The following is a 19,666-nucleotide window of genomic DNA, read 5'->3' as shown; positions in this document are numbered from 1 at the left end:
TTCTGCTCCTGGCGGTCGATCTCGATCTAGAAGTATTGCGACCCGGCATCGATGCTGAGGTGCTCCGAGGTGATCAGGCGGGCGTCGTCGGAGGCCAGGAAGGCCACGGCGTTGGCGATGTCTTCGGCCTCGGCGCTGTACACCGGCAGGAATGGAGTGCCCATTACCGCCAGCGCCGGGTTGCTCGCGTTGGTGCGGGTGATGGCTTCGATCATGTCGCCGGAGCCCATCGGTGTGTTGACCGCACCGGGGTGCACGCTGTTGACCCGGATGGAGTGCTTGCCGAGTTCCGCGGCGAATGCTCGCGTCATTCCGGTCACTGCGTGCTTACTCGCGGTGTAGTGCACCATGAAAGGTTGCATCTTCTTGCCGGCGTACGAACTGGTCAGGATGATGGACCCGCCCCCGGCCGTGACAAGATGCGGCGCCCCGACCATCACCGTGTTCCACACACCGGTGACGTTGATGTCCATCGTGGTCTGGAACATCTCCGGTGTTGTCTCGTTCCAGGTCGCGGGGATGCAGATGCCGGCGTTGGCGACGACGATGTCCAGATGGCCCAGTTCCGCAACCGACGAGTCCACGAACCCGCGCATTGCGTCCAGGTCGCGCACGTCGACCTGTTCGAAGAGGATGCGCCGGTCGAGCGCCTCGACCAGGCGAACCGTCTCCTGGAGGTCCTCCATGCTCGACGAGTCGTAGGGCACGAGGGGGATCGGTCCGGCGAGGTCGATCGCGATGATGTCCGCGCCCTCCTGGGCGAGCTTGATCGCGTGGGCCCGGCCCTGGCCGCGAGCAGCCCCGGTGATGAACGCTACTTTTCCTTCGAGCTTTCCAGTCATGACGCTCTCCTTGGGTTCGCCGCGTCATCGTTCGTCCACGGTGACGATCTGCTCTGGCATCAGAGTAATGGCACTCGGTGCCAATTGATAGCCGTCATCCTCCGAATAGTGCGCCCAACGCCGGGGCGACGTCGCGGAAGGTGCGCACCAGGCGGGCCTTGCCCCGACCGACCCGGGCGAGGTCGCGGCCGAGGTCGATGTCCTTTTCTCCGCTCACGTCGATCAGGACGTCGAGTCGGGGCAGCCGCGCCGCCACCTCCCGTGGATCCGGCCCGGCGTTGTGCACGCAATCGGACAGGAGCACCACCCGTGCGTCGCGCACCGGCACGCGGGCGAGCTGCTGGCTTGCCAGCTCCAACGGGAACGACACATTGGTGAGTCCTCTCGCCGGCAGTCGCAGGAGGGTGTCGAGCAGGTCCATCGGGCGAACGGGGTCGCCGAGGCGCAGCAGAACCGCGGCATCCGACCAGAACGCGATCACCGCGAGCGCGTCATGCTGCAGCTCACCGCTCAACGCCCCCACGGTCGCCGCAGCGGTCTGCACTCGTTCACCTTTCATCGAGCCTGACACGTCGATGGCGAGCACCACCGAGCGCCGGGTTCGCACCCGCTCGTGCACGATGATGTCCTCGTCTTCGGGCATCGGGCGTTCGGCGAGCACCTCGATGGTCTTGTCGAGGTCGATCTCGTCCGACCCGCCGCGATAGGGCAGGCTGGCGAGCACGCCGGCGCCGCGGTGCCCGCTTCCGTCGGCTCGGGGCCGACGGATGGAGAGCCGCGCGGCAATCTGTCGCGCGCGCGCTCGCACCACCGGGTCCGCGTCCACCGCATCCGTTTCGGCCAGCGCGAGCTCGGCGCCCTCATCGGTGATGCCGGGGGCCGAGACGCCGGGTTTTTGCGGTGCCTTGCTGGCCCGGCCGGCGGAATCGGCGCGCAGGACCAGGCCGGCCCCGCCCTTGCCCGTTTCGAACACGGCAGGAGTCTCGTCCAGCTGCTTGGGTTTCCGCCGCAGCGGCTTCAGGCTGCCGGAGTTACGCGGCCGCGCAGCATCCCGTTTCACCGGGGTGTCGGCCTCGACACCCCTTCAGCCCGGCTCGGCGATTGCGGGCTCCAGAATGAAGTGGTCCTCCCAAATTTCCCTCAGCACCCGCTCGGGTGTGGACTCGATAGCTTCGTCGAGGTGGATGCGCCCCGAGAGTGAGACGATCATGGCGTCGTAGAGCAGCTCCGGATAGCGCGCGTCGGCCGGGTCGGAGAGTGACCGCAGATCCGCGAGTTGCGTGGCGATGAGCACACAATCGATCGCGCCCCGCACGCTGCTGCCTTGCCGGATGTCTGGATGCTGGCGCGTCGCTCGCGTGAGCGCCACCGCATCCGTGACCATGCGCTGTTGCAGGGCGCCGCCGGCCTGCGTGCGCAGCGTGACGATATCCTCCTCGGCCGCCGCGTCCTGGTAGTCGATCGACAGCCGGTTGAGCCTGTCGTGCACGCTCGTGGACAGCCGGGTGGTTCCGACGTTGTCGTACGGATTCATGGACGCGACCACCCGGAAGGTCGGCAGTGCCTTGATCGATCCCACGCGCGGCACGGCAATCGACCGGTCCGCCATCGCGGTCAGAAGGGTATTGAGGGTGTCCTCCGGCGCGCGGTTGAACTCTTCGATGTAGAGGAAGCCGCCCTGCTGCATCGCCTCGATGAGCGGTCCGGCCACGAAGTTGTCGGCGCTGTAGTCATCTTTGAGGACTCGCGCGGGGTTGTGGTGGCCGACCAGCTTGGCCGGGGTCAGATCCGCGTTGCCCTCCACGAACAGCAGCGGGATGCCCCATTCCTCGGTGATCGCCTTGAGCATCGTGGTCTTGCTCGTGCCGGGCGGACCCTCCAGCAGGATGTCCCGACCGGCGGCCACCGCGGCGAGAGTGAGTTCCAATTCGCGCTCACGGCCGACGAGATGAGCTGCGACTCGCTTCTGGGTTTCGGCGATTGCGGACTGTGCCGTTCCCGTTGCTGTGTTCGACATGGGGCTTGTGTGCCTTTCCTGGTGCGGATTCACGAAGACCCCGCGCGCGGCGCGCTGCGCCACCCGCGGGCTTCGGGCGAATTACTTGATGAGCTGCCCCGCATCGACCGGGAACACCACGCCTGTGATGTAGCGGGCCTCGTCCGAGGCCAGGAACAGCACGGCGTTGGAGATGTCCACGGCCTCCACCCACGGGATCGGGAGTGCGTTCAGCGTCTTGAAGCGTTCGCCGAGGACGTCCTTGGTGCGTTCCTCCTCTGGCAGGTCAGGGGCGAACAGCTCGTAGGTCGCCGAGTTCTGGATCATGTCGGTGTCCACGCTCGTCGGGTTGACGGTATTGACCCGGATCATGTCGGGCGCAAGCTCCAATGCCAGTGACCTCATCAGTCCGATGACGCCGTGCTTGGCCGCAACGTAGTGCCCGATGTTCTGTACGGCCTTCACCCCCGCCGAGGAGCTGGTCAGGATCATCGACCCTCCGCCATTCGCCCGAAGGTGCGGGATCGCGGCTTTGGCCGTGTGCCAGACCCCCTTGAGGTTCACGTCCTGGAGTTCGTCCCACTCGGCATCGGTCAGTTCCTCCATCGCGCCGAAGCTGAAGATGCCGGCATTCGCCGAGACGATGTCCAACTTTCCGAGCTGGGCGACACCATCGTCCAACGCCGCCTTCACGGCCTCGAAGTCTCGAACGTCGGCCTTGGTCGCGATGATGCGGCGGTCAAGCGCTTCGATTTGTCGAACGGTTTCAGCGAGGTCTTCCGGCTTCGCCATGCCGTACGGCACCGTGTCCATCTGGTCGACGATGTCGATCGCGATGATGTCGGCGCCCTCCTGTGCGAGCCGCAGAGCGTGGCTGCGGCCCTGGCCGCGAGCCGCGCCGGTGATGAAGGCGACTTTGCCGTCTAGTCTTCCCATGAGTGTGCCCTTCCCTATCTGTTGAGTTACTTGATTGCCGCGCCGGCGTCAACGGGGAGCGGGACGCCCGTCACGTAGCGGGATTCGTCGGAGGCGAAGAACAACACCGCGTTGGAAATGTCCACCGCCTCGACCCACGGAATCGGGAGGGCGTTCATTCCTACGGCGGCGGCTGCGAAATCGTCCTTGGTCGGGTGTTCGAGGTCGGGCCGGAACAGCTTGTAGGTGCCCTCGTTTTGCACCATGGGCGTGTCGACCGTTGTGGGGTGGATGCTGTTGACCCTGATCATGTCGGGGGCGAGCTCGAGCGCCAGCGTCCTCATCAGGCCGACGACACCGTGTTTGGCGGAGACGTAGTGCGCGATGTTCTGGTAGGCGAAAAGTCCGGCATCCGAACTGGTCAGGATGATGGAGCCGCCCCGACCGCCGGCCTTGAGGTGGGGGATGGCTGCCTTCGCTGTTCGCCACACTCCCGACAGATTGATGTCGACCATGTTGGTCCACTCGTCTTCAGGGATGTCTTCCGCCCGGTTGGGCGTGCCGCCGATGCCGGCGTTGGCGCAGACGATGTCGAGCCGGCCCAGCTCGGCGACGCCCGCATCCATCGCCTTCTTCAGTTGGGCGAAGTCGCGCACGTCGGCTTTGGTCGCGATGATCCTGCGATCCAGCGCCTCGACCTGGCGCACCGTCTCCGCAAGATCCTCCTCGGTGGCCTGAGGGTAGCTGTTCTCCGGCACCGCCTCACAAATGTCGATGGCGATAATGTCGGCGCCCTCCTGGGCGAGCCTCAGCGCGTGGCTTCGACCCTGCCCTCTGGCGGCTCCGGTGATGAATGCTACTTTTCCTTCTACACGCCCCATTGCGTGCTCCTTTCTCAGCTCCGCCGTCGTCGGCGGAATGGTCATTTCAGGAAGCAGCCGGCGTCGACCGCGAGGGTCACGCCGGTGACGTAGCGCGCCTCGTCGGAGGCGAGGAACAGCAATGCGTTGGAGATGTCAACGGACTCGACCCACGGGATCGGCAACGCGTTGACCGACTGCGATGCCGCGGCGAACTGTTCCCTGGTCGGATGCTCCACGTCGGGAAGGAAGAGCTTGTAGGTGGGCTCGTTCTGGATCATGTCCGTGTCGACCTGGGTCGGGTGGATGCTGTTCACCCGGATCATGTCCGGGGCCAGCTCGAGGGCGAGGGTGCGCATCAGGCCCACGACGCCGTGTTTGGCCGAGACGTAGTGCGCGGCGCTCTGGTAGGCCCTGAGCCCGGCCTCCGAACTGGTGAGGATGATCGACCCGCCTCTGCCACCTGCTTTGATGTGCGGGATGGCGGCCTTCGCGGTGCGCCACACGCCGGAGAGGTTGATGTCGATCATCGTGTTCCAGGTCTCGTCCGAGAAATTCTCCGCATTGCTCGGGCTGGTGAGGATGCCTGCGTTCGCCGAGACGATGTCGAGGCGTCCGAGCTGAGCGACGCCGTCATCCACCGCTTTCCTGAGGCCGTCAAAATCTCGAACGTCGGCCTTGATCGCCACAATCCTGCGATCGAGCGCCTCAACCTGCCGCACGGTTTCCGCGAGGTCGGCCTCCGTGGCCCCCGCATAGACGGTGCCCTCGACGTCTTCGCAGATGTCTACCGCGATGATATCGGCACCCTCCTGGGCCAGTCTCAGCGCATGGCTTCGACCCTGCCCTCTCGCGGCTCCGGTGATAAACGCTACTTTTCCTTCTACACGCCCCATTGCGTGCTCCTTTCTCAGCTCCGCCGTGATCGGCGGAATCGTTGGTTCAGGATGCAGCCGTCAAGGATCAGTTACAGCCACAGGTTCCTCCGCTGCCGCAGGCGCAGCCGGATGGCGCGCTCGCGAGTAGGTTCCGACCGATCAGCGTGCTCTCGTCAACAGTCGGAGCCGGGGGCTCTTTCGGGCTGAACCCGACGAGGGGACTGACCTCGCAGTCGCTCACGTTCTCCGGAGCCATCCCGGCCCGGCGGCTCAGGGTGAGCTGTACCGGACCGATTCCCGAGCGAACCGCCCGAGTGGTGCGGTGGGAGTGGTCCGCGATCGACGAGGTGGGGAGTACGGGGCCGCCGTCCTTCTGCTTCCGCTCCTTCAGCAGCTCTTCACCGTAGCCCTGAACGCACTCCGGGTCTGGACCGTCGAGCGGCAGGCCGGTGAAGAACTTGGCGGCCATGCAGCCGCCCTTACAGGTGTCGAAAAAGGTGCAGGACGTGCACGCGCCACCGGACTGTGGTTCGCGCAGCTTGAGGAAGAGCTCCGAGTGCTTCCAAACCTCCTGGAAGCCGCCCTCAGAGCGAACGTTGCCGGCGAGGAACTCTTCATGAATGGCGAACGGGCAGGCGTAAACATCCCCCACCGGATCGATGAGGCAGACCACCCGGCCTGCGCCGCAGAGGTTGAGGCCAGGCAGCGCGTCGCCGAAGGCGGAGAGATGGAAGAACGAGTCGCCGGTCAGAACCCCTTCTCCGTGCGCGACCAGCCAGTCGTAGAGCTCGCGCTGTTGCGCCTGGGAAGGATGCAGCTCGTCCCACACGTCCGCCCCACGACCGGAGGGGCGCAGCCGGGTGAGCCGTAACTGCGCGTCGAACCTGTCCGCGATGGCCTTGAAATCGTCGAGTTGGCTGATGTTCTGGCTCGTGCAGACGACCGAGATCTTGAAGCCCGTGAAACCGGCGTCGTACATGTTCTGCATGGCCTTCAGCGCCGTGGCGTAGGAGCCGGGACCACGCACATGGTCGTTGACCTCAGCCGTCGCGCCGTCCAGCGAGATCTGCACGTCAACGTAGTCGCTGGCGACGAGTCGCCGGGCGACCTCCGGAGAGATCTTCACGCCGTTGGTGGAGAACTTGACTCCGACATGGTGGGCAGACGCGTAATCGACCAGTTCCCAGAAATCGGGCCGCACGGTCGGCTCGCCGCCGCCGATGTTGACGTAGAAAACCTGCATCCGCTCGAACTCGTCGATGACGGCTTTCGCCTCCGCGGTCGTCAGCTCGCGGGGATCGCGGCGCCCCGAACTGGAGAGGCAGTGAACGCAGGAGAGGTTACAGGCGTAGGTGAGTTCCCAGGTGAGACAGATCGGGGCGTCGAGGCCGTATTCGAAGAGGTCGACGAGACGTTCGGTCTTACGCGGAGTGTCGGCGGGAGCGAGAACGAAGGGAGACGTGTGAGGTGCATCGAGCAGTGTCATGAGGCCCTTTCGACGACCATGGACGATGTCGCGAGCGTGCCGAGGGCGCGCTGGTATCGAGGGAGATCGGAATCGGCGATGCCGACGGCCGTGCATGCCGCACGGGCGGTAGGAGATTCCGCGAGGGTTCTCACCACGGCGAGAAGCGTCGTGTCTTTCAGGAACGAGAGCTTGCGGGTGCCGAAGTGGTACAGGAGCGCGCCGAATGGTTCAGGACGAACGGACACCTGCGGATGAAGATCCCATCCGCGATCGAGATCCAGGTCGGGCATGTCGGTGCTCTAGTAGACGCCGCACATGCCGTCAATCGAGATCTCCTCGACCAGGGTGTCTTCCTGAATCGGAGGCGCCACAACCGGAATTGGGACGGCGACGGTGGTTGACTGTTCTGTGGCACCCATGAGGGTCCTCCTCGTGCTAGAAATCGACTACAGCGGCAATGTCTATTACAGATGGAGACTAATGGCACCCAGTGCCAAAGGGAAGGGGTGAAACGGAATGGTTGCGTTGAGCACCTCAACCGATCCAGCCGGGCAGCCCGCCGCCCGACAGGGCCGACAACCGTCGACAACGCAGGCGGAACTCAGCCATATAGCGCTGGAACTGTTCAAGGAGCAGGGTTTCGAGAACACGACGGTGGATGCCGTCGCGAGCGCGGCCGGCATCGGGCGCCGCACCCTCTTCCGGTACTTCCCGTCCAAGAACGACCTCCCGTGGGGCGACTTCGACTCCGAGCTCGATCAGATGCGTGACCATCTCGCCACGTTACCGGAGGGCACGCCTCTCGTTCAGGCGCTCACCGCTGCCGTCATCGAGTTCAATCGATTCCCGGCTGCGGAAATCCCGGTGCATCGCGAGCGCATGTATCTGCTGCTCAACGTCCCGGCTCTTGTCGCCCACTCGACCCTGCGTTATGCGGCCTGGCGCCAGGTGGTCGCTGAATTCGCCGCGGCGCGACTTCAGGTTCCGCTGGGCGGTATCGCGCCGCAAACCATTGCGTGGGCATTCCTGGGCGCCTCACTAGCCGCTTACGAGCAATGGCTCGAGCATGAAGACGCCGACCTTCTCGATCTGCTCGATGCCGCCTTCGTCGAGATGAAGACCCTCTTCGCCGGCACCGAGGGTGAATCGCACTCCACGTGAGCTACGACGTCATAGTGGTGGGGGCCGGTGCGGCTGGCGCGCCCCTCGCTGCGCGACTGAGCGAGGATGCGCAGCGCACGGTTCTGTTGTTGGAAGCCGGCCCGGTTCCGGAGAGCACGGGAGAGTTTCCGCCGGAACTGCTGGACGCGGGGACTGTACGCGGGGCCATGCCCGGGCATCCCGAGAATTGGTCATTCACCGGTCGACTGACACCAGCACTGCCGTATTCCATAGCCCGCGGTCGTATTCTCGGTGGGTCCTCAGCGATCAATGGGGCGTATTTCATCCGCGCGCGCAAACAGGATTTCGATCGGTGGTCCGCGAACGGCAACGACGAATGGGCGTGGGAGCGCGTTCTGCCCGTGTTCCGGAAACTCGAGACCGACGTCGATTTCGGCGCCAGCGCGACACACGGCGGATCGGGCCCGATGACGATCTCGCGGCCACAGCAGGATGATCCGGCCACGGTCGCTTTCGTCGCTGCCGCTGCTGAACTGGGCTTCTCGGCCGAGCCCGACAAGAACGACCAGGGCCCAGCCGGGTACGGGCCGGTGCCTATGAACGCCGTCGATGGTGTGCGGCTGAATACCGGGATCACCTACCTCAACCCGGTGCGCTGGCGCGACAACCTCACCGTGCAGGGCGGCAGTTACGTGCGCCGAATCCTGTTCGACGGCCGTCGCGCGATGGGGGTCGAAATCGAGCGGGCCGGAGTCATTTCAATCATCGAAGGCAGCGAGATCGTGCTGTCTGCCGGTGGCGTGAAGACGCCGCATCTGCTGCTCGTATCGGGTGTCGGGCCACGCGCGGAGCTCGAGCGGCACGGCATCCCGGTGGTATGCGACCGAGCCGGAGTGGGCGCCGCATTCAGCGACCATCCGGACATCGCCGTCAGCTGGCAGCCCCGGCGCCGCATCGTCGACTACTCGACGAGCCAGTCCATGGCCGCGTGCCTCAATTTCACGGCCGAGGCCTCGACCGTCGAGGGTGACCTCGAGATTCTGCCGATGATCAAGCCGATGGGCTATCTGTTGACCGGCAGCGCGCACGGGGTAATGAATGGAGCGCAAAAATTCCTGCGACATCCGTTGCGCTCGCTGCATGCGATGAGAGGCGTCTCGCTACGCCGGTTCGCGCAACAAGTGAATCACCAGGGCGACCTCGCGTTCCTCGTCGCCCTGCAGGCCGAAACCTCGCGGGGACACATCACGCTCACCTCCGCCGACCCGGCCGTGCAACCACGGATCGACTACAACTATCTCTCGACCGAGAGCGATCGGCGACGCATGCGCGAAGCCATCCGCACGTCGGTGCGACTGCTCCGCACGGATGCCTTCACACCGCTGTTTCGGAAATTGACCGAACTCAACGACCCTGTGCTGGAGAGCGATGACGCGCTCGACGGGTGGATGCTCGCGCACCTCGGTACGGCGATCCACCTCTGCGGCAGCGCGCAATTCGGTGCCGTCGACGATCCGGCTGCGGTCGTGGATCAATACGGTCGCGTGCACGGGCTACAGGGTCTCCGTGTCGCCGACACCTCGATTCTGCCCACAGCCCCGACCAGGGGACCGGCGGCAACGGCCGTGCTCATCGGTGAACTGATCGCAAGCTTCATCCGACGCGGCGACTGAGTTCCTGTTCCACGCATAACTCCTGCAATTTTCTTCAGAGTCGGGCGGGGAACCGCGAAATCATGCGGTGCAGGTCGACGACCGCGCCCGAATCGCAGGAGTTAGGAATAGGGGGCTCGGGTCCTTGCCGTGCGGTCGGGTCTGGGGTCAAATCGGTTACAACGGTGCGGGAAAGTCGGACGACGACGTCGGGAGCTGCTCATGACGGTAAAAGGCACACAGGATGCGTCGAAAGCGTCCAGCCGCGGCGGCGTGGACCTGCGCCGGGCGTCGGCGTCGTCGGGTGTGCTGGTGAAGCATCCGGACAAGATCCGAAACATCGCCCTCGTCGGCCGGTCTGGCGCCGGCAAGACCCTGCTCGCCGAAGCCCTGCTCGCCGCCACCGGGGTGATCAACCGGATGGGCACGATCGTGGGCGGCAGCACGGTGAGCGACTCCGACCCGTCCGAGATCCACCAACAACGCTCCGTGGCGCTCTCGGTGCTGCCGCTGGCGGTGGGCGACGTGAAGGTGAACCTGCTCGACACCCCGGGCTACGCCGATTTTGTCGGCGACCTGCGCGCCGGGTTGCGGGCGGCGGATGCGGCGCTGTTCGTGGTCTCGGCCGTTGACGGGGTGGATGCGGCCACGACCGCCCTGTGGGCGGAGTGCGAGCGGGTGGGGATGCCGCGGGCCGTGGTGATCAGCCGGATCGATCATCCGCGGGCCGCGTACGAGGCGGTGCTGGCCGCCTGTCAGGAGAATTTCGGCGCGTCGGTGCTGCCGCTGTACGTGCCGGTCCGCAGCGACGGGGCCATCACCGGGCTGCTCGGGGTGCTCTCCGGAACGGTGTCGGACTACAGCGCGGACGCCCAGCACCCCGTCCGGCGGCCGGCGACCGAGACCGAACGGGCCGGCTTGGAACCCGCCCGGGGCACCCTGATCGAGGGGATCATCGCCGAGAGCGAAGACGAATCCCTGATGGACCGCTACCTCGGCGGTGAGGAGATGGCCCTGCAGACCCTCATCGCCGACCTGGAGATCGCCGTGGTGCGCGGTTTCTTCTACCCGGTGCTGGCGACATCCGCCGAGACCGGGGTGGGCACCGCGGAGCTGCTCGAGATGTTCACCGGCGCGTTTCCGTCCCCGCTGGAGCGGGCCCTGCCCCGGGTGACCGACCTGGCCGGCACACCGGTGCGGGTGGCCTGTGACCCGGATGGGCCGTTGGTGGGTGAGGTGGTGCGCACCACCATCGACTCGTTCCTGGGCCGGGTGTGCCTGGTCCGCCTCTTCTCCGGCACGCTGCGGGAGGACTCCCTGGTGCACATCGCCGGCCATGGTCTCGCCGAGCGCGGCCATGAGGACCACGACAGCGACGAGCGGGTCACCCACCTGCAGTCACCGCTCGGGTCGACCTTGATGCCGGTGGCGCTCTGTGTGGCGGGGGACATCTGCGCGCTCACCCGGCTGACCGACGCCGAGACCGGCGACACCGTGTCGGACCGGGAGAAGCCGCTTCTGATCGAAGCGTGGGAGATGCCGGAGCCGCTGATGCCGGTGGCGGTGCAGGGGGCGGCGCGCAGCGACGAGGACGCGATCGCGAAGAACCTCGGCAAGGTCGCGGCCGTCGACCCGACCCTGCGGGTGGAGCGCAATCCCGAGACCAATCAGCTGGTGCTCTGGTGCATGGGGGAGGCGCACGCCGAGGTGGTGCTCGACCGGTTGCGCGGGCAGGGCGTGAAGCTGGAGACCGTCGACGTGATCACCCCGTTGCGGGAAACCTTCGCCGCGCCCGCCGTTGCCCGCGGCCGGTACGTCAAGCAGTCCGGCGGCCACGGCCAGTATGCGATCTGTGACATCGAGGTCGAACCGCGGGGCCGTGGGGCCGGGTTCGAATTCGTGAACAAGATCGTCGGCGGAGTGGTGCCCGGGCACTACATCGGCTCGGTGGAGAAGGGCGTGCGGGCGCAGATGCAGCGGGGCGTCTCGGCCGGGTTCCCGGTGGTGGACATCCGGGTGGCCCTGGTGGGCGGCAAGACGCACGGCGTCGATTCGTCGGATGCGGCGTTTCAGGCCGCCGGGGCGCTGGCGTTGCGGGAGGCCGCCGCGACGACCCGCATCCAGCTGCTCGAACCCGTCTCGGCGGTGACGATCAGCGTGCCGGATGCCTTCGTCGGCCCGGTGATGACCGACCTGTCGACCCGCCGGGGACACACCACCGGCACGACGTCGGTGGGCGAGGATCGCACCGAGATCACCGCCGAAATCCCGGATGCCGAGCTGCTCCGGTACGCAATCGAGCTGCGGGCCCTGACCGCGGGAAGCGGCATGTTCTCACGCAGCTACCTGCGCCACGACCCGGTGCCGTCCAGTCTGGTGCCTGCGGCTGTCAACGCGTGACCGGCCGCCGCGCCCTCGCCGCGCTGGCCTGTGCCGGAGTTGCGCGGGTGTGGCGCCGTTACGCGGGTGGCGCGCCACCAGCGCAACGGCGTGTGACCCGCGTAACGCAGGTAGCGCGATTGGAGAGGTGGGGCCGCGATCTCGGCGTGGTGGGCCGCTGGCACGAGGAAGTGCCCGGCCAAATCATACGAGCCATTGCCGTTGCGGGGTGGCGCCGGCGGATGCGCATCCGGAGCGCACCGCGCGGTGATCTCGAGGGGGACGCCGCCCACCACGAGCGCGGAAGGGTGGTGTATTCCACCAGGGCGACGTCGGGGGCGTTGCCGGCCCGGGAAGCGGTCAGGAGCTTGGCGGAGGAGTCGTTGCCGCCGCCGGCATCCGTGTACTTCCCCTGGACGTCGGGGTTCGCCGCGTTCCAGACGTCGACTACGCTCTGGGACTCGGCGCTCCAGGCCCAGTAGTTGAGGGTGATCGGGCCGTCTGATGCGGCGTTCTGTCCGCAACCGGTGAGGGCGACGAGCGTGAGTGCCGCCGTGCTCAGGGCGAGGGCTGGTCGTAAGCGCATCAAAATCTCCTTTGATCGAGCGTGAGTACTGTCGGTGGATCGACCGGGATAGCATGCCCCGAACGGGGCCGGCGAAATCTCACTCGAGCCGGGCGCCTCCTTCCGTACCCCGACAGCGGTGTTCGTCTGGAGCGATGCCGGCCTAGACCAGATCTCCCACCGACTCCATTCGTCGCTCCGGTCCCGGCCCGGGCACCCCCGCCGGCCCCGGCCAGTCACCCTCAACACCTGGGAGGCGGTGTACTTCCACCACGACCTCGGCCGGCTGGAACGGCTGGCGGCAGTGGCAACCGCTGTCGGCGTCGAGCGGTTCGTGCTCGATGACGGCTGGTTCCGGGCCCGCCGGTCGGATACCGCCGGGCTCGGCGACTGGACCGTGGACGCGCAGGTGTGGCCGGACGGGCTGCATCCGCTGCTGCGCGCCGTCGAGCGGTACGGAATGGAGTTCGGCCTGTGGTTCGAGCCCGAGATGGTCAGCCTGGATTCCGACCTGGCGCGTGAGCACCCAGACTGGCTGCTGGGCCCCGACGACGGGGGTGTGCGCTCCTGGCGTAACCAGTACGTCCTCGACGTGTCCAATCCGCAGGTGTTCGAATACCTCTTCACGGCGATCTCGACCCTGGTCTCCGAGTACCGGCTGGGTTACATCAAGTGGGATCAGAACCGCGACCTGATCGAGGCCGTCTCCGGCGGCCGGGCGCACCTGCACCGGTACACGGAGGCGGTGTACGCGTTGCTGGATGCCCTCCGGGCGCGGCATCCGGACCTGGAGATCGAGGCCTGCGCCTCCGGCGGGGCCCGCGTCGACCTGGGGATCCTTGAACGCACCGACCGGGTATGGGCGTCGGACACCAACGACCCGTTCGAACGCCTGGAGATCCAGCGCTGGACCGGCCTGATCCTGCCGCCGGAACTGATCGGCGCGCACGTGGGACCGCCGGTGGCGCACACCACCCGGCGGGCCAGCGACCTCGGCTTTCGCATCGCGGCGGCGCTGTTCGCCTCCGCCGGCATCGAGTGGGACATCACGGACTGCACCCCGACCGAGCTGGACGAACTCCGCGACGCGTTCCAGGCCTACAAGCGGCTCCGCGCGGTGCTCCACACCGGCCGGACCTTCCACCTCGACAACGGTGACCCGGGTCTGCGCATCAGCTCGGTGATCTCCACGGACCGCGGCACGGCAGTGGTGCGCGTGGCCCGCGTCGCCACGGGAGGGCGCGCCCTTCCTGCCCCGCTGCGGATTCCCGGGCTGACCCCGGATGCGCTCTACGAGCTCAGGCCGGTACCGGAGCTGCGAGCGCCACGGACCCTGGACGTGACACCGCCGGCCTGGCTGGAACGCGGTTCGGTGCGCCTTCCCGGCTCGACGCTGGCCACGCTCGGGGTGCGGTTGCCGCAGCTCGGCCCCGGCCAGGCGCTGGTCTTCGAGGCCGTGGTCTGCTGAGGCCGGGCGCGCGCGCCGATCGCAAGTGGCCGTGGTTCTGACCTCGGGGATGCGCAGGCGTGCTCCCCGCCGGATGCGCGCGGGAGGCCACGCGGGTACGGCGCCGGTACGCGGGTGGCGCGCCACCCGCGCAACGGCGCCTTGCCCGCGCAACACGGAAAACGGAGGTCAGGCGGACCCCGTCGGCGACGCTCAGCCCGCCGGTCAGCCTGCGTCGGGGCGCGGTGCCACTCGGGAACGGCGGGCGGCGACCTCCGCGCCGGCGTGGGCCGGCATCCGCCAGGCTTCGATCGCCGGCACCAGGAGGAGGACCGCGAGCACGCCGAACGCCCAGCGGTAGCCCAGTTCCCCCATCGCCGGGTCGACCAGCGCCGCGCCCGCGGTCGTGGCGCGCACGATGAGCGCGGCCACGGCGATTCCGAGCCCAACGGCCACCTGCTGCAGGGTGGAGGCGAGGGTGTTCGCGGCCGAGGTCATCGGCGCCGGCACGTCAGCGAATTGCACGGAGTTGTAGCCGCTGAACCCGATCGAGCGGAACACGCCGCTCGCGAAGAGCAGCACCGCGATCACGGCGATCGGCGTGCCCGGTTCGATGAACGTGCACAGGACGAACACCACCGCACCGCAGAGGTTGCTGCCCACGATCACCGCGCGGAAGCCGAACCGGCGGATCAGCGGGCTCGTCGCCGGTTTGATCGCGACATTGCCGAGGAACACGGCCATCACGAGCAGCCCGGCCTGCGATGCGCTCCAGCCGAACCCGGTTTGGAAGAGCAGCACGAACAGGAACGGGGCTGCGCCGATCAGCAACCGGTAGACACCGCCACCGACGTTGCCCACCCGGAACGTGGGGATCGCCAGCGCGGACAGGTCGAGCAGCGGATGCGCCGCCCGCCGCAACCGCAGCACCGCGGCCGCCCCCACCGTGGCCGAGCCCGCGAGCAGGCCCCCGGCCAGCCACCAGTTGGTCGGGCTCATGCCGATCTGCTCCATGCCGAGCACGAGCGCGGCAAGGGTGACGCCCACCAGGGCGAAGCCGGCCCAGTCCAGTTGGTGCCGGTGCACAGGGTCGGTGACCGGCACCACGCGCAGCGCCACGACGAACGCGAGAACGCCGATCGGGATGTTGACGAGGAAGATCCACTGCCAGCCGACGGTGTCGGCGATGACCCCGCCGAGCACGGGCGCGAGCACCGGTGCCAACAGGGCCGGCCAGGTGAGGTAGGCCATGGCGTCCAGCAGGTCGCGCTTCTCGACGGCGCGGAGCACGGCCAGCCGGCCGACCGGCACCATCATGGCGCCGCCCACGCCCTGCAGCACTCGCATGGCCACCAGCATCGGCAGCGAGGTGCTCAGTGCGCAGAGGGCGGACGCCACGGTGAAAAGCACGATCGCCAGCGCGAAGATGCGGCGGGTGCCGAACCGGTCGGCCAGCCATCCGCTGACCGGAACGCCCACGGCCAGGGTGAGGAGGTAGGCCGTCATGGCGATGTTGATGTCGACCGCGTTGACGCCGAGGTCGCGCGCCATCGCCGGGGCGGCGGTCTGGATGATCGTGCCGTCGAGGACCTCCATGAAGAAGGTGCCGGCAACGAGCAGGGCCAGGGGCCGGTTGAGGGTCGCCGATCGGGTCATGGATTCATTCTGCACGGGCGGCGGGGCCCGCTGCGCCACCGGAAGTCGTCTTGGCTCTCGGTTGCGCGGGCTACGCGCCGCTGCGCGGGTGGCGCGCCACCCGCGGAACGGCGCCGTGCCCGCGCAACGACGGAACGGCCGGCGAGCGGCCCGCACGGGAGGACAAAGGTCCCGGCCCCCTGCAGAACTTTCAGTGCCCCGGGGGTATCGTCGAAACAATGACGAGTATCGCGGAACCCGAGTCGAAGGCCGCCCAGGACGACCATCGGTTCTTCGGTCAACCTCGGGCGCTGGCCACGATTTTCGGTGTCGAAATGTGGGAGCGCTTCTCGTTCTACGGGATGCAGGGCATCCTGCTGCTCTATTTGTACTACTCGGCGGCCGAGGGCGGCCTCGATATTCCGCAGGCCACGGCGGCGGGTATCGTCGGTGCGTACGGCGGCGGGGTGTACCTCTCCACGATCCTGGGCGCCTGGATCGCCGACCGGCTGGCGGGCTCAGAACGGGTGCTCTTCGTCAGCGCGTTCATCATCATGTTCGGCCACATCGCCCTGGCGCTGATCCCGGGTGTCGCCGGCGTGATCGTCGGCCTGATCCTGATCGCGTTCGGCAGCGGAGGTCTCAAGGCCAACGCCACCTCCGTCGTCGGCACGCTGTATCGCAAGGACGATCCCCGCCGCGACGCCGGGTTCTCCCTGTTCTACCTCGGCATCAACCTGGGCGCGTTCTTCGGCCCGATCCTCACCGGCCTGCTCCAGACCACCGTCGGCTTCCACTACGGCTTCGGACTCGCCGCCGTGGGCATGGCGATCGGCCTGATCCAGTACTCGTTCGGAGGCAAACGGCTGCCGGCCGTGTCCCGCGAGATCCCTGACCCGCTGCCGCGCAGCCGGTACCTGCCGTACGGGCTGATCGCGGCCGCATTCATCGTGCTGATCGTGGTGCTGGCGCTCACCGGCGTCATCACCGCAACGAACCTGGTGACCATCGTGATCGGCGTGACGATCGTGGCATCCGTGTCGTACTTCATCGTGATCCTCAGCAACCGGCACATCTCGGCGGTGGAACGGAAGCGCGTGTATGCCTTCATCCCGCTGTTCATCGCGAGTGTGGCGTTCTGGTCGCTCTACCAGCAGCAGTTCACCGTCGTGACGATCTACTCGGACCTGCGGCTGGACCGGGTGCTCTTCGGCTGGGAGATGCCGGTGTCGTGGGTGCAGTCGATCAACCCGGTGTTCATCATCGTGTTGTCGGGCGTTTTCGCCGCGATCTGGAGCAAATGGGGAGCCCGCCAGCCGTCCACACCCGTGAAGTTCGCCTTCGGCACCGCGATCATGGGCCTGGCGTTCCTGCTCTTCCTGCCCTTCGCCGGCGGAGCGGCGAACTCCACCCCGCTGCTGGCGATGATCGGCATCCTGTTGATCTTCACCGTCGCTGAGCTACTGCTGTCCCCGGTGGGCTTGTCGGTGTCCACGAAGCTCGCTCCCGAGCTGTTCAAGACCCAGATGGTCGCGCTGTTCTTCCTGTCGGTCGCTCTCGGAACCGCCATTTCGGGCCTGCTGGCCGAGTGGTACGCGGTCGCCCCCGAACAGCTGTACTTCGGGGTGCTCGGCGGAATCGCCATCCTGCTCGGCGTCATCCTGGCGCTGTTCACCCGGCCGATCCTGCGGCTGATGAGCGGGGTTCGCTAGCGCGACGCCGCTGCCCGACAGCGGTGACCGACAGAATGGGTGCATGACCGCTGCCGCCGCCGTACTGCACACCCTTGTCACCGCCGTGGATGCCGAGAAGCTCGGCGCCTATGGCGTGCACGTGCTCGTCGGGACGGATGAGGCACAGCACCGCTGGCGCAGCGACGACCGCGAGAACCTCTACTCGGTCTCGAAGGGTGTGTGCGCGCTGGCGGCCGGGCTGGCCGTCGACGAGCACCTCATCGCCCTCGACACCACCGTCGCCGAGGCCCTGCCCGGCCTGGAGCTCGGCGCCGGCGTGGCCGCGGTGACGCTGCGCGACCTGCTCACCATGGCCAGTGGCATCGACTTCCGGTGGTTCGCCGACGAGCCGGCGCCCTGGCCGGACCTGGCCCAGGAGATGCTCCGCCGGCCCAGCCGCGGTGCGGGCAGCCACTTCCAATACTCCGACGCCAGCACCTACGTGGCCATGCGGATGCTCGGGGCGGTGGTCGGCGATGTGCGCGACTGGCTGCTGCCGCGGCTCTTCGCACCGCTGGCCATCCAGAACCCGCAGTGGCACCGGTGCCCGCTCGGTCACATCGTCGGGGGCAGCGGTCTCGAGCTGCGCACCGCAGAACTCGCCCGCATCGGCCGGCTCCTCCGCGACCGCGGCCGGTGGGAGGGCCGGCAGCTGGTGAGCGCGGCCTGGGTCGACGGGATGCACACCGGCTGGGCCGGCACCGGCGGCGACGCCCCCTTCGACCGGTACGGTTTGGCCGTCTGGGCCGGCCCAGAGCAGGCGTGGCGGCTCGACGGCCGATACGGCCAGTACGTTCTCGTCGACACCGAGCGGGACGCGGTGATCACCATCACCGCGCACGAGGAGGGCAACGACCACCGCCTCGCCGAGCTCGCCTGCGCCGCCCTGCGGGAGTGATGTCGGATCCGGGCCCCGCACGGGTGCGACAGCTGGCGCGCAACCGAGTTATTCTCCCTTGACCAGCAGGTTCTCTCCCGCCCTTGTCCAGCCATCCTCGCCCGGCATGTTGTCGCTCACGACCATGACCTCGTAGCTTCCTGAGCTTGTCGTCATCATGCTGGAACCGCAGGAGCTCACCCAGTTGGTCTCGCTCTCGTAGGCGAGCACGCACACGGGGGACTCGGCGCCCTCGGCCAGGTACAGCCGCCAGCCGCCGACCTCGTCCACGAACGGCATCGTGGTCGGCTCCATGGTCTGCGTGGCGTAGTCCGGCAGGTCGACCGGCGGGGCGTCCTCCGCGGACGGCTCGCGGTCCAGGTCGGAGTAGCCGCTGCCCGAGATGCACCCCGGAAGAAAGACCAACCTAGCGGACGGTCCGCCCCACTCGAAGGGTCAACGGATGCGGATGGCGCGGCGCGCGGGACAGGCGCCGTTACGCGGGTGGCGCGCCTCCCGCGCAGCGGCGTGGAACCCGCGTAGCTCGGTGCGCGGGTGTCGCGCCGATACGCGGGTGGCGCGGCCGGGTGGCATTTTCCCCGCGCAGCGGCGTGGAACCCACGTAGCTCGGTGCGCGGGTCAGGCGCCGGTACGCGGGTGGCGCGCGTCCCGCGCAGCGGCGTGGAGCCCACGTGGCGCGGTGCGCGGGTGTCGCGCCGGTGCGCGGGTGGCGCGGCCGGGTGGCGTTTTCCCCGCGCAGCGGCGTGGAACCCGCGTAGCTGCCGCGGAGCGGCGTCATCGAACACTCGTCCCTGAATGCCATGACGCCAGGAGGGGGCACCAAAGACGCTGATCAGGGCGCGCCCGGTTCGTGCAGCACGCTCGACGGGCGCCGCCCAGCAGAGCAGAATGGCAACATTTGACGAAGGGAACCGCTGTGGCCGCGAAGAGCAAGACCACCAAGAAACCCGCTCCCGGCTGGAGCGATGAATCGAGCAACCAACTCAAGGTCACCCGCGGGTTCGTCCTCGGCACTGTCAACTCCGGCTCCACGCCCGGCTTCACCGGCACTAAAGCGGATGCGGAAGCCGCCGCGCCCGCCACCGAGGCCGAGCTCTCGCACCAGCAGGAGATGCTTTTCGCCAACAGCCGGAAGGGCGACACCCGCAAGGTGCTGCTCATCCTGCAGGGCATGGACACCTCGGGCAAGGGCGGCATCGTGCGCCACGTCGTGGGCGCGGTAGACCCGCAGGGCGTGAGCCACGTAGCGTTCAAAGCGCCCACCAAGGCCGAGCTA

At 67.6% G+C, this 19,666-nt stretch carries 18 protein-coding genes and 1 pseudogene; 7 read left to right on the top strand and 12 right to left on the bottom strand.

Annotated elements, in window-relative coordinates; translation table 11 throughout:
• Window positions 1–26: 26 nt before the first annotated feature.
• The 9 genes from JWP54_RS08890 to mftA all read right to left on the bottom strand — a co-directional run bounded on the left by JWP54_RS08890 (window position 27) and on the right by mftA (window position 7,378).
• Complete coding sequence (locus JWP54_RS08890) at window positions 27–842, bottom strand: mycofactocin-coupled SDR family oxidoreductase (protein WP_297370566.1); 816 nt, start codon at window positions 840–842, stop codon at window positions 27–29.
• Between the two features lie 94 nt (window positions 843–936).
• The gene (locus tag JWP54_RS08885; RefSeq protein ID WP_297370563.1) at window positions 937–1,815 is read right to left on the bottom strand and encodes a VWA domain-containing protein; all 879 of its coding nucleotides are present in this window, start codon (window positions 1,813–1,815) and stop codon (window positions 937–939) included.
• Window positions 1,816–1,926: 111 nt separating this feature from the next.
• A complete protein-coding gene (locus JWP54_RS08880) occupies window positions 1,927–2,859 on the bottom strand; it encodes a MoxR family ATPase (protein WP_297370560.1) in 933 nt (310 codons plus the stop codon).
• Window positions 2,860–2,940: 81 nt separating this feature from the next.
• Window positions 2,941–3,774, bottom strand: coding sequence for a mycofactocin-coupled SDR family oxidoreductase (locus JWP54_RS08875; RefSeq protein WP_297370557.1), 834 nt, complete (start codon window positions 3,772–3,774; stop codon window positions 2,941–2,943).
• A gap of 26 nt (window positions 3,775–3,800) precedes the next feature.
• On the bottom strand, window positions 3,801–4,679 hold the full coding sequence (locus JWP54_RS08870; protein ID WP_297370554.1) for a mycofactocin-coupled SDR family oxidoreductase: 879 nt from the start codon (window positions 4,677–4,679) through the stop codon (window positions 3,801–3,803).
• Entirely contained in the window at window positions 4,676–5,509 is an 834-nt protein-coding gene (locus JWP54_RS08865) for a mycofactocin-coupled SDR family oxidoreductase (RefSeq protein ID WP_297370551.1), read from the bottom strand. Before JWP54_RS08865 ends, JWP54_RS08870 begins: the two co-directional genes overlap by 4 nt.
• A gap of 67 nt (window positions 5,510–5,576) precedes the next feature.
• Complete coding sequence (gene mftC / locus JWP54_RS08860) at window positions 5,577–6,977, bottom strand: mycofactocin radical SAM maturase (protein WP_297370548.1); 1,401 nt, start codon at window positions 6,975–6,977, stop codon at window positions 5,577–5,579.
• Complete coding sequence (gene mftB, locus JWP54_RS08855) at window positions 6,974–7,249, bottom strand: mycofactocin biosynthesis chaperone MftB (RefSeq protein ID WP_297370545.1); 276 nt, start codon at window positions 7,247–7,249, stop codon at window positions 6,974–6,976. The genes mftC and mftB overlap by 4 nt, the downstream gene beginning before the upstream one ends.
• A gap of 9 nt (window positions 7,250–7,258) precedes the next feature.
• The gene (mftA, locus tag JWP54_RS08850) at window positions 7,259–7,378 is read right to left on the bottom strand and encodes a mycofactocin precursor MftA (RefSeq protein WP_297370540.1); all 120 of its coding nucleotides are present in this window, start codon (window positions 7,376–7,378) and stop codon (window positions 7,259–7,261) included.
• 106 nt (window positions 7,379–7,484) lie between these two features.
• Here mftA and mftR point away from each other — a divergent pair, with 106 nt between their 5' ends.
• From mftR to JWP54_RS08835, 3 genes are all read left to right on the top strand, one after another.
• A complete protein-coding gene (mftR, locus tag JWP54_RS08845; RefSeq protein WP_297370537.1) occupies window positions 7,485–8,120 on the top strand; it encodes a mycofactocin system transcriptional regulator in 636 nt (211 codons plus the stop codon).
• Complete coding sequence (locus tag JWP54_RS08840; RefSeq protein ID WP_297370534.1) at window positions 8,117–9,754, top strand: GMC family oxidoreductase N-terminal domain-containing protein; 1,638 nt, start codon at window positions 8,117–8,119, stop codon at window positions 9,752–9,754. The genes mftR and JWP54_RS08840 overlap by 4 nt, the downstream gene beginning before the upstream one ends.
• Window positions 9,755–9,955: 201 nt before the next feature.
• Window positions 9,956–12,133 carry an elongation factor G-like protein EF-G2 gene (locus JWP54_RS08835; RefSeq protein WP_297370531.1) on the top strand — a complete coding sequence of 726 codons (2,178 nt, stop codon included), beginning with the start codon at window positions 9,956–9,958 and terminating at the stop codon, window positions 12,131–12,133.
• Between the two features lie 58 nt (window positions 12,134–12,191).
• Here the strand turns inward: JWP54_RS08835 and JWP54_RS08830 are convergent, their stop codons facing one another.
• Window positions 12,192–12,698, bottom strand: coding sequence for a hypothetical protein (locus tag JWP54_RS08830; RefSeq protein ID WP_297370528.1), 507 nt, complete (start codon window positions 12,696–12,698; stop codon window positions 12,192–12,194).
• A 76-nt stretch (window positions 12,699–12,774) separates the two neighbouring features.
• Between JWP54_RS08830 and JWP54_RS08825 the strand changes: the two genes are divergently transcribed.
• Window positions 12,775–14,145: an alpha-galactosidase gene (locus tag JWP54_RS08825; protein WP_297370607.1), complete on the top strand. Its 1,371-nt coding sequence runs from the start codon at window positions 12,775–12,777 to the stop codon at window positions 14,143–14,145.
• Between the two features lie 204 nt (window positions 14,146–14,349).
• Here the strand turns inward: JWP54_RS08825 and JWP54_RS08820 are convergent, their stop codons facing one another.
• On the bottom strand, window positions 14,350–15,936 hold the full coding sequence (locus JWP54_RS08820; RefSeq protein WP_367274198.1) for an MFS transporter: 1,587 nt from the start codon (window positions 15,934–15,936) through the stop codon (window positions 14,350–14,352).
• 62 nt (window positions 15,937–15,998) lie between these two features.
• Between JWP54_RS08820 and JWP54_RS08815 the strand changes: the two genes are divergently transcribed.
• Both JWP54_RS08815 and JWP54_RS08810 read left to right on the top strand, forming a co-directional pair.
• Entirely contained in the window at window positions 15,999–17,471 is a 1,473-nt protein-coding gene (locus JWP54_RS08815) for a peptide MFS transporter (protein ID WP_297370522.1), read from the top strand.
• 43 nt (window positions 17,472–17,514) lie between these two features.
• Window positions 17,515–18,390: a serine hydrolase gene (locus JWP54_RS08810; RefSeq protein WP_297370519.1), complete on the top strand. Its 876-nt coding sequence runs from the start codon at window positions 17,515–17,517 to the stop codon at window positions 18,388–18,390.
• 48 nt (window positions 18,391–18,438) lie between these two features.
• Here JWP54_RS08810 and JWP54_RS08805 read toward each other — a convergent pair whose 3' ends face one another.
• Window positions 18,439–18,795: a hypothetical protein gene (locus tag JWP54_RS08805; RefSeq protein WP_297370516.1), complete on the bottom strand. Its 357-nt coding sequence runs from the start codon at window positions 18,793–18,795 to the stop codon at window positions 18,439–18,441.
• A 493-nt stretch (window positions 18,796–19,288) separates the two neighbouring features.
• Here JWP54_RS08805 and JWP54_RS08800 point away from each other — a divergent pair.
• A pseudogene (locus tag JWP54_RS08800) lies at window positions 19,289–19,666 on the top strand (polyphosphate kinase 2 family protein); the annotation flags it as partial.

Origin of the sequence: Cryobacterium sp., assembly GCF_025463825.1 — a bacterium.
Lineage (GTDB): Bacteria > Actinomycetota > Actinomycetes > Actinomycetales > Microbacteriaceae > Cryobacterium.
The sequence above is the reverse complement of the archived record's forward strand: the minus strand, read 5'-3'. Positions and strand labels throughout refer to the sequence as shown.

Coding starts and splice junctions, on each gene's coding strand:
- JWP54_RS08890 (WP_297370566.1), bottom strand. CDS start 842: ATGACTGGAAAGCTCGAAGGAAAAGTAGCGTTCATCACCGGGGCTGCT.
- JWP54_RS08880 (WP_297370560.1), bottom strand. CDS start 2,859: ATGTCGAACACAGCAACGGGAACGGCACAGTCCGCAATCGCCGAAACC.
- JWP54_RS08875 (WP_297370557.1), bottom strand. CDS start 3,774: ATGGGAAGACTAGACGGCAAAGTCGCCTTCATCACCGGCGCGGCTCGC.
- JWP54_RS08870 (WP_297370554.1), bottom strand. CDS start 4,679: ATGACCATTCCGCCGACGACGGCGGAGCTGAGAAAGGAGCACGCAATG.
- JWP54_RS08865 (WP_297370551.1), bottom strand. CDS start 5,509: ATGGGGCGTGTAGAAGGAAAAGTAGCGTTTATCACCGGAGCCGCGAGA.
- mftC (WP_297370548.1), bottom strand. CDS start 6,977: ATGACACTGCTCGATGCACCTCACACGTCTCCCTTCGTTCTCGCTCCC.
- mftB (WP_297370545.1), bottom strand. CDS start 7,249: ATGCCCGACCTGGATCTCGATCGCGGATGGGATCTTCATCCGCAGGTG.
- mftA (WP_297370540.1), bottom strand. CDS start 7,378: ATGGGTGCCACAGAACAGTCAACCACCGTCGCCGTCCCAATTCCGGTT.
- JWP54_RS08835 (WP_297370531.1), top strand. CDS start 9,956: ATGACGGTAAAAGGCACACAGGATGCGTCGAAAGCGTCCAGCCGCGGC.
- JWP54_RS08830 (WP_297370528.1), bottom strand. CDS start 12,698: ATGCGCTTACGACCAGCCCTCGCCCTGAGCACGGCGGCACTCACGCTC.
- JWP54_RS08815 (WP_297370522.1), top strand. CDS start 15,999: ATGACGAGTATCGCGGAACCCGAGTCGAAGGCCGCCCAGGACGACCAT.
- JWP54_RS08810 (WP_297370519.1), top strand. CDS start 17,515: ATGACCGCTGCCGCCGCCGTACTGCACACCCTTGTCACCGCCGTGGAT.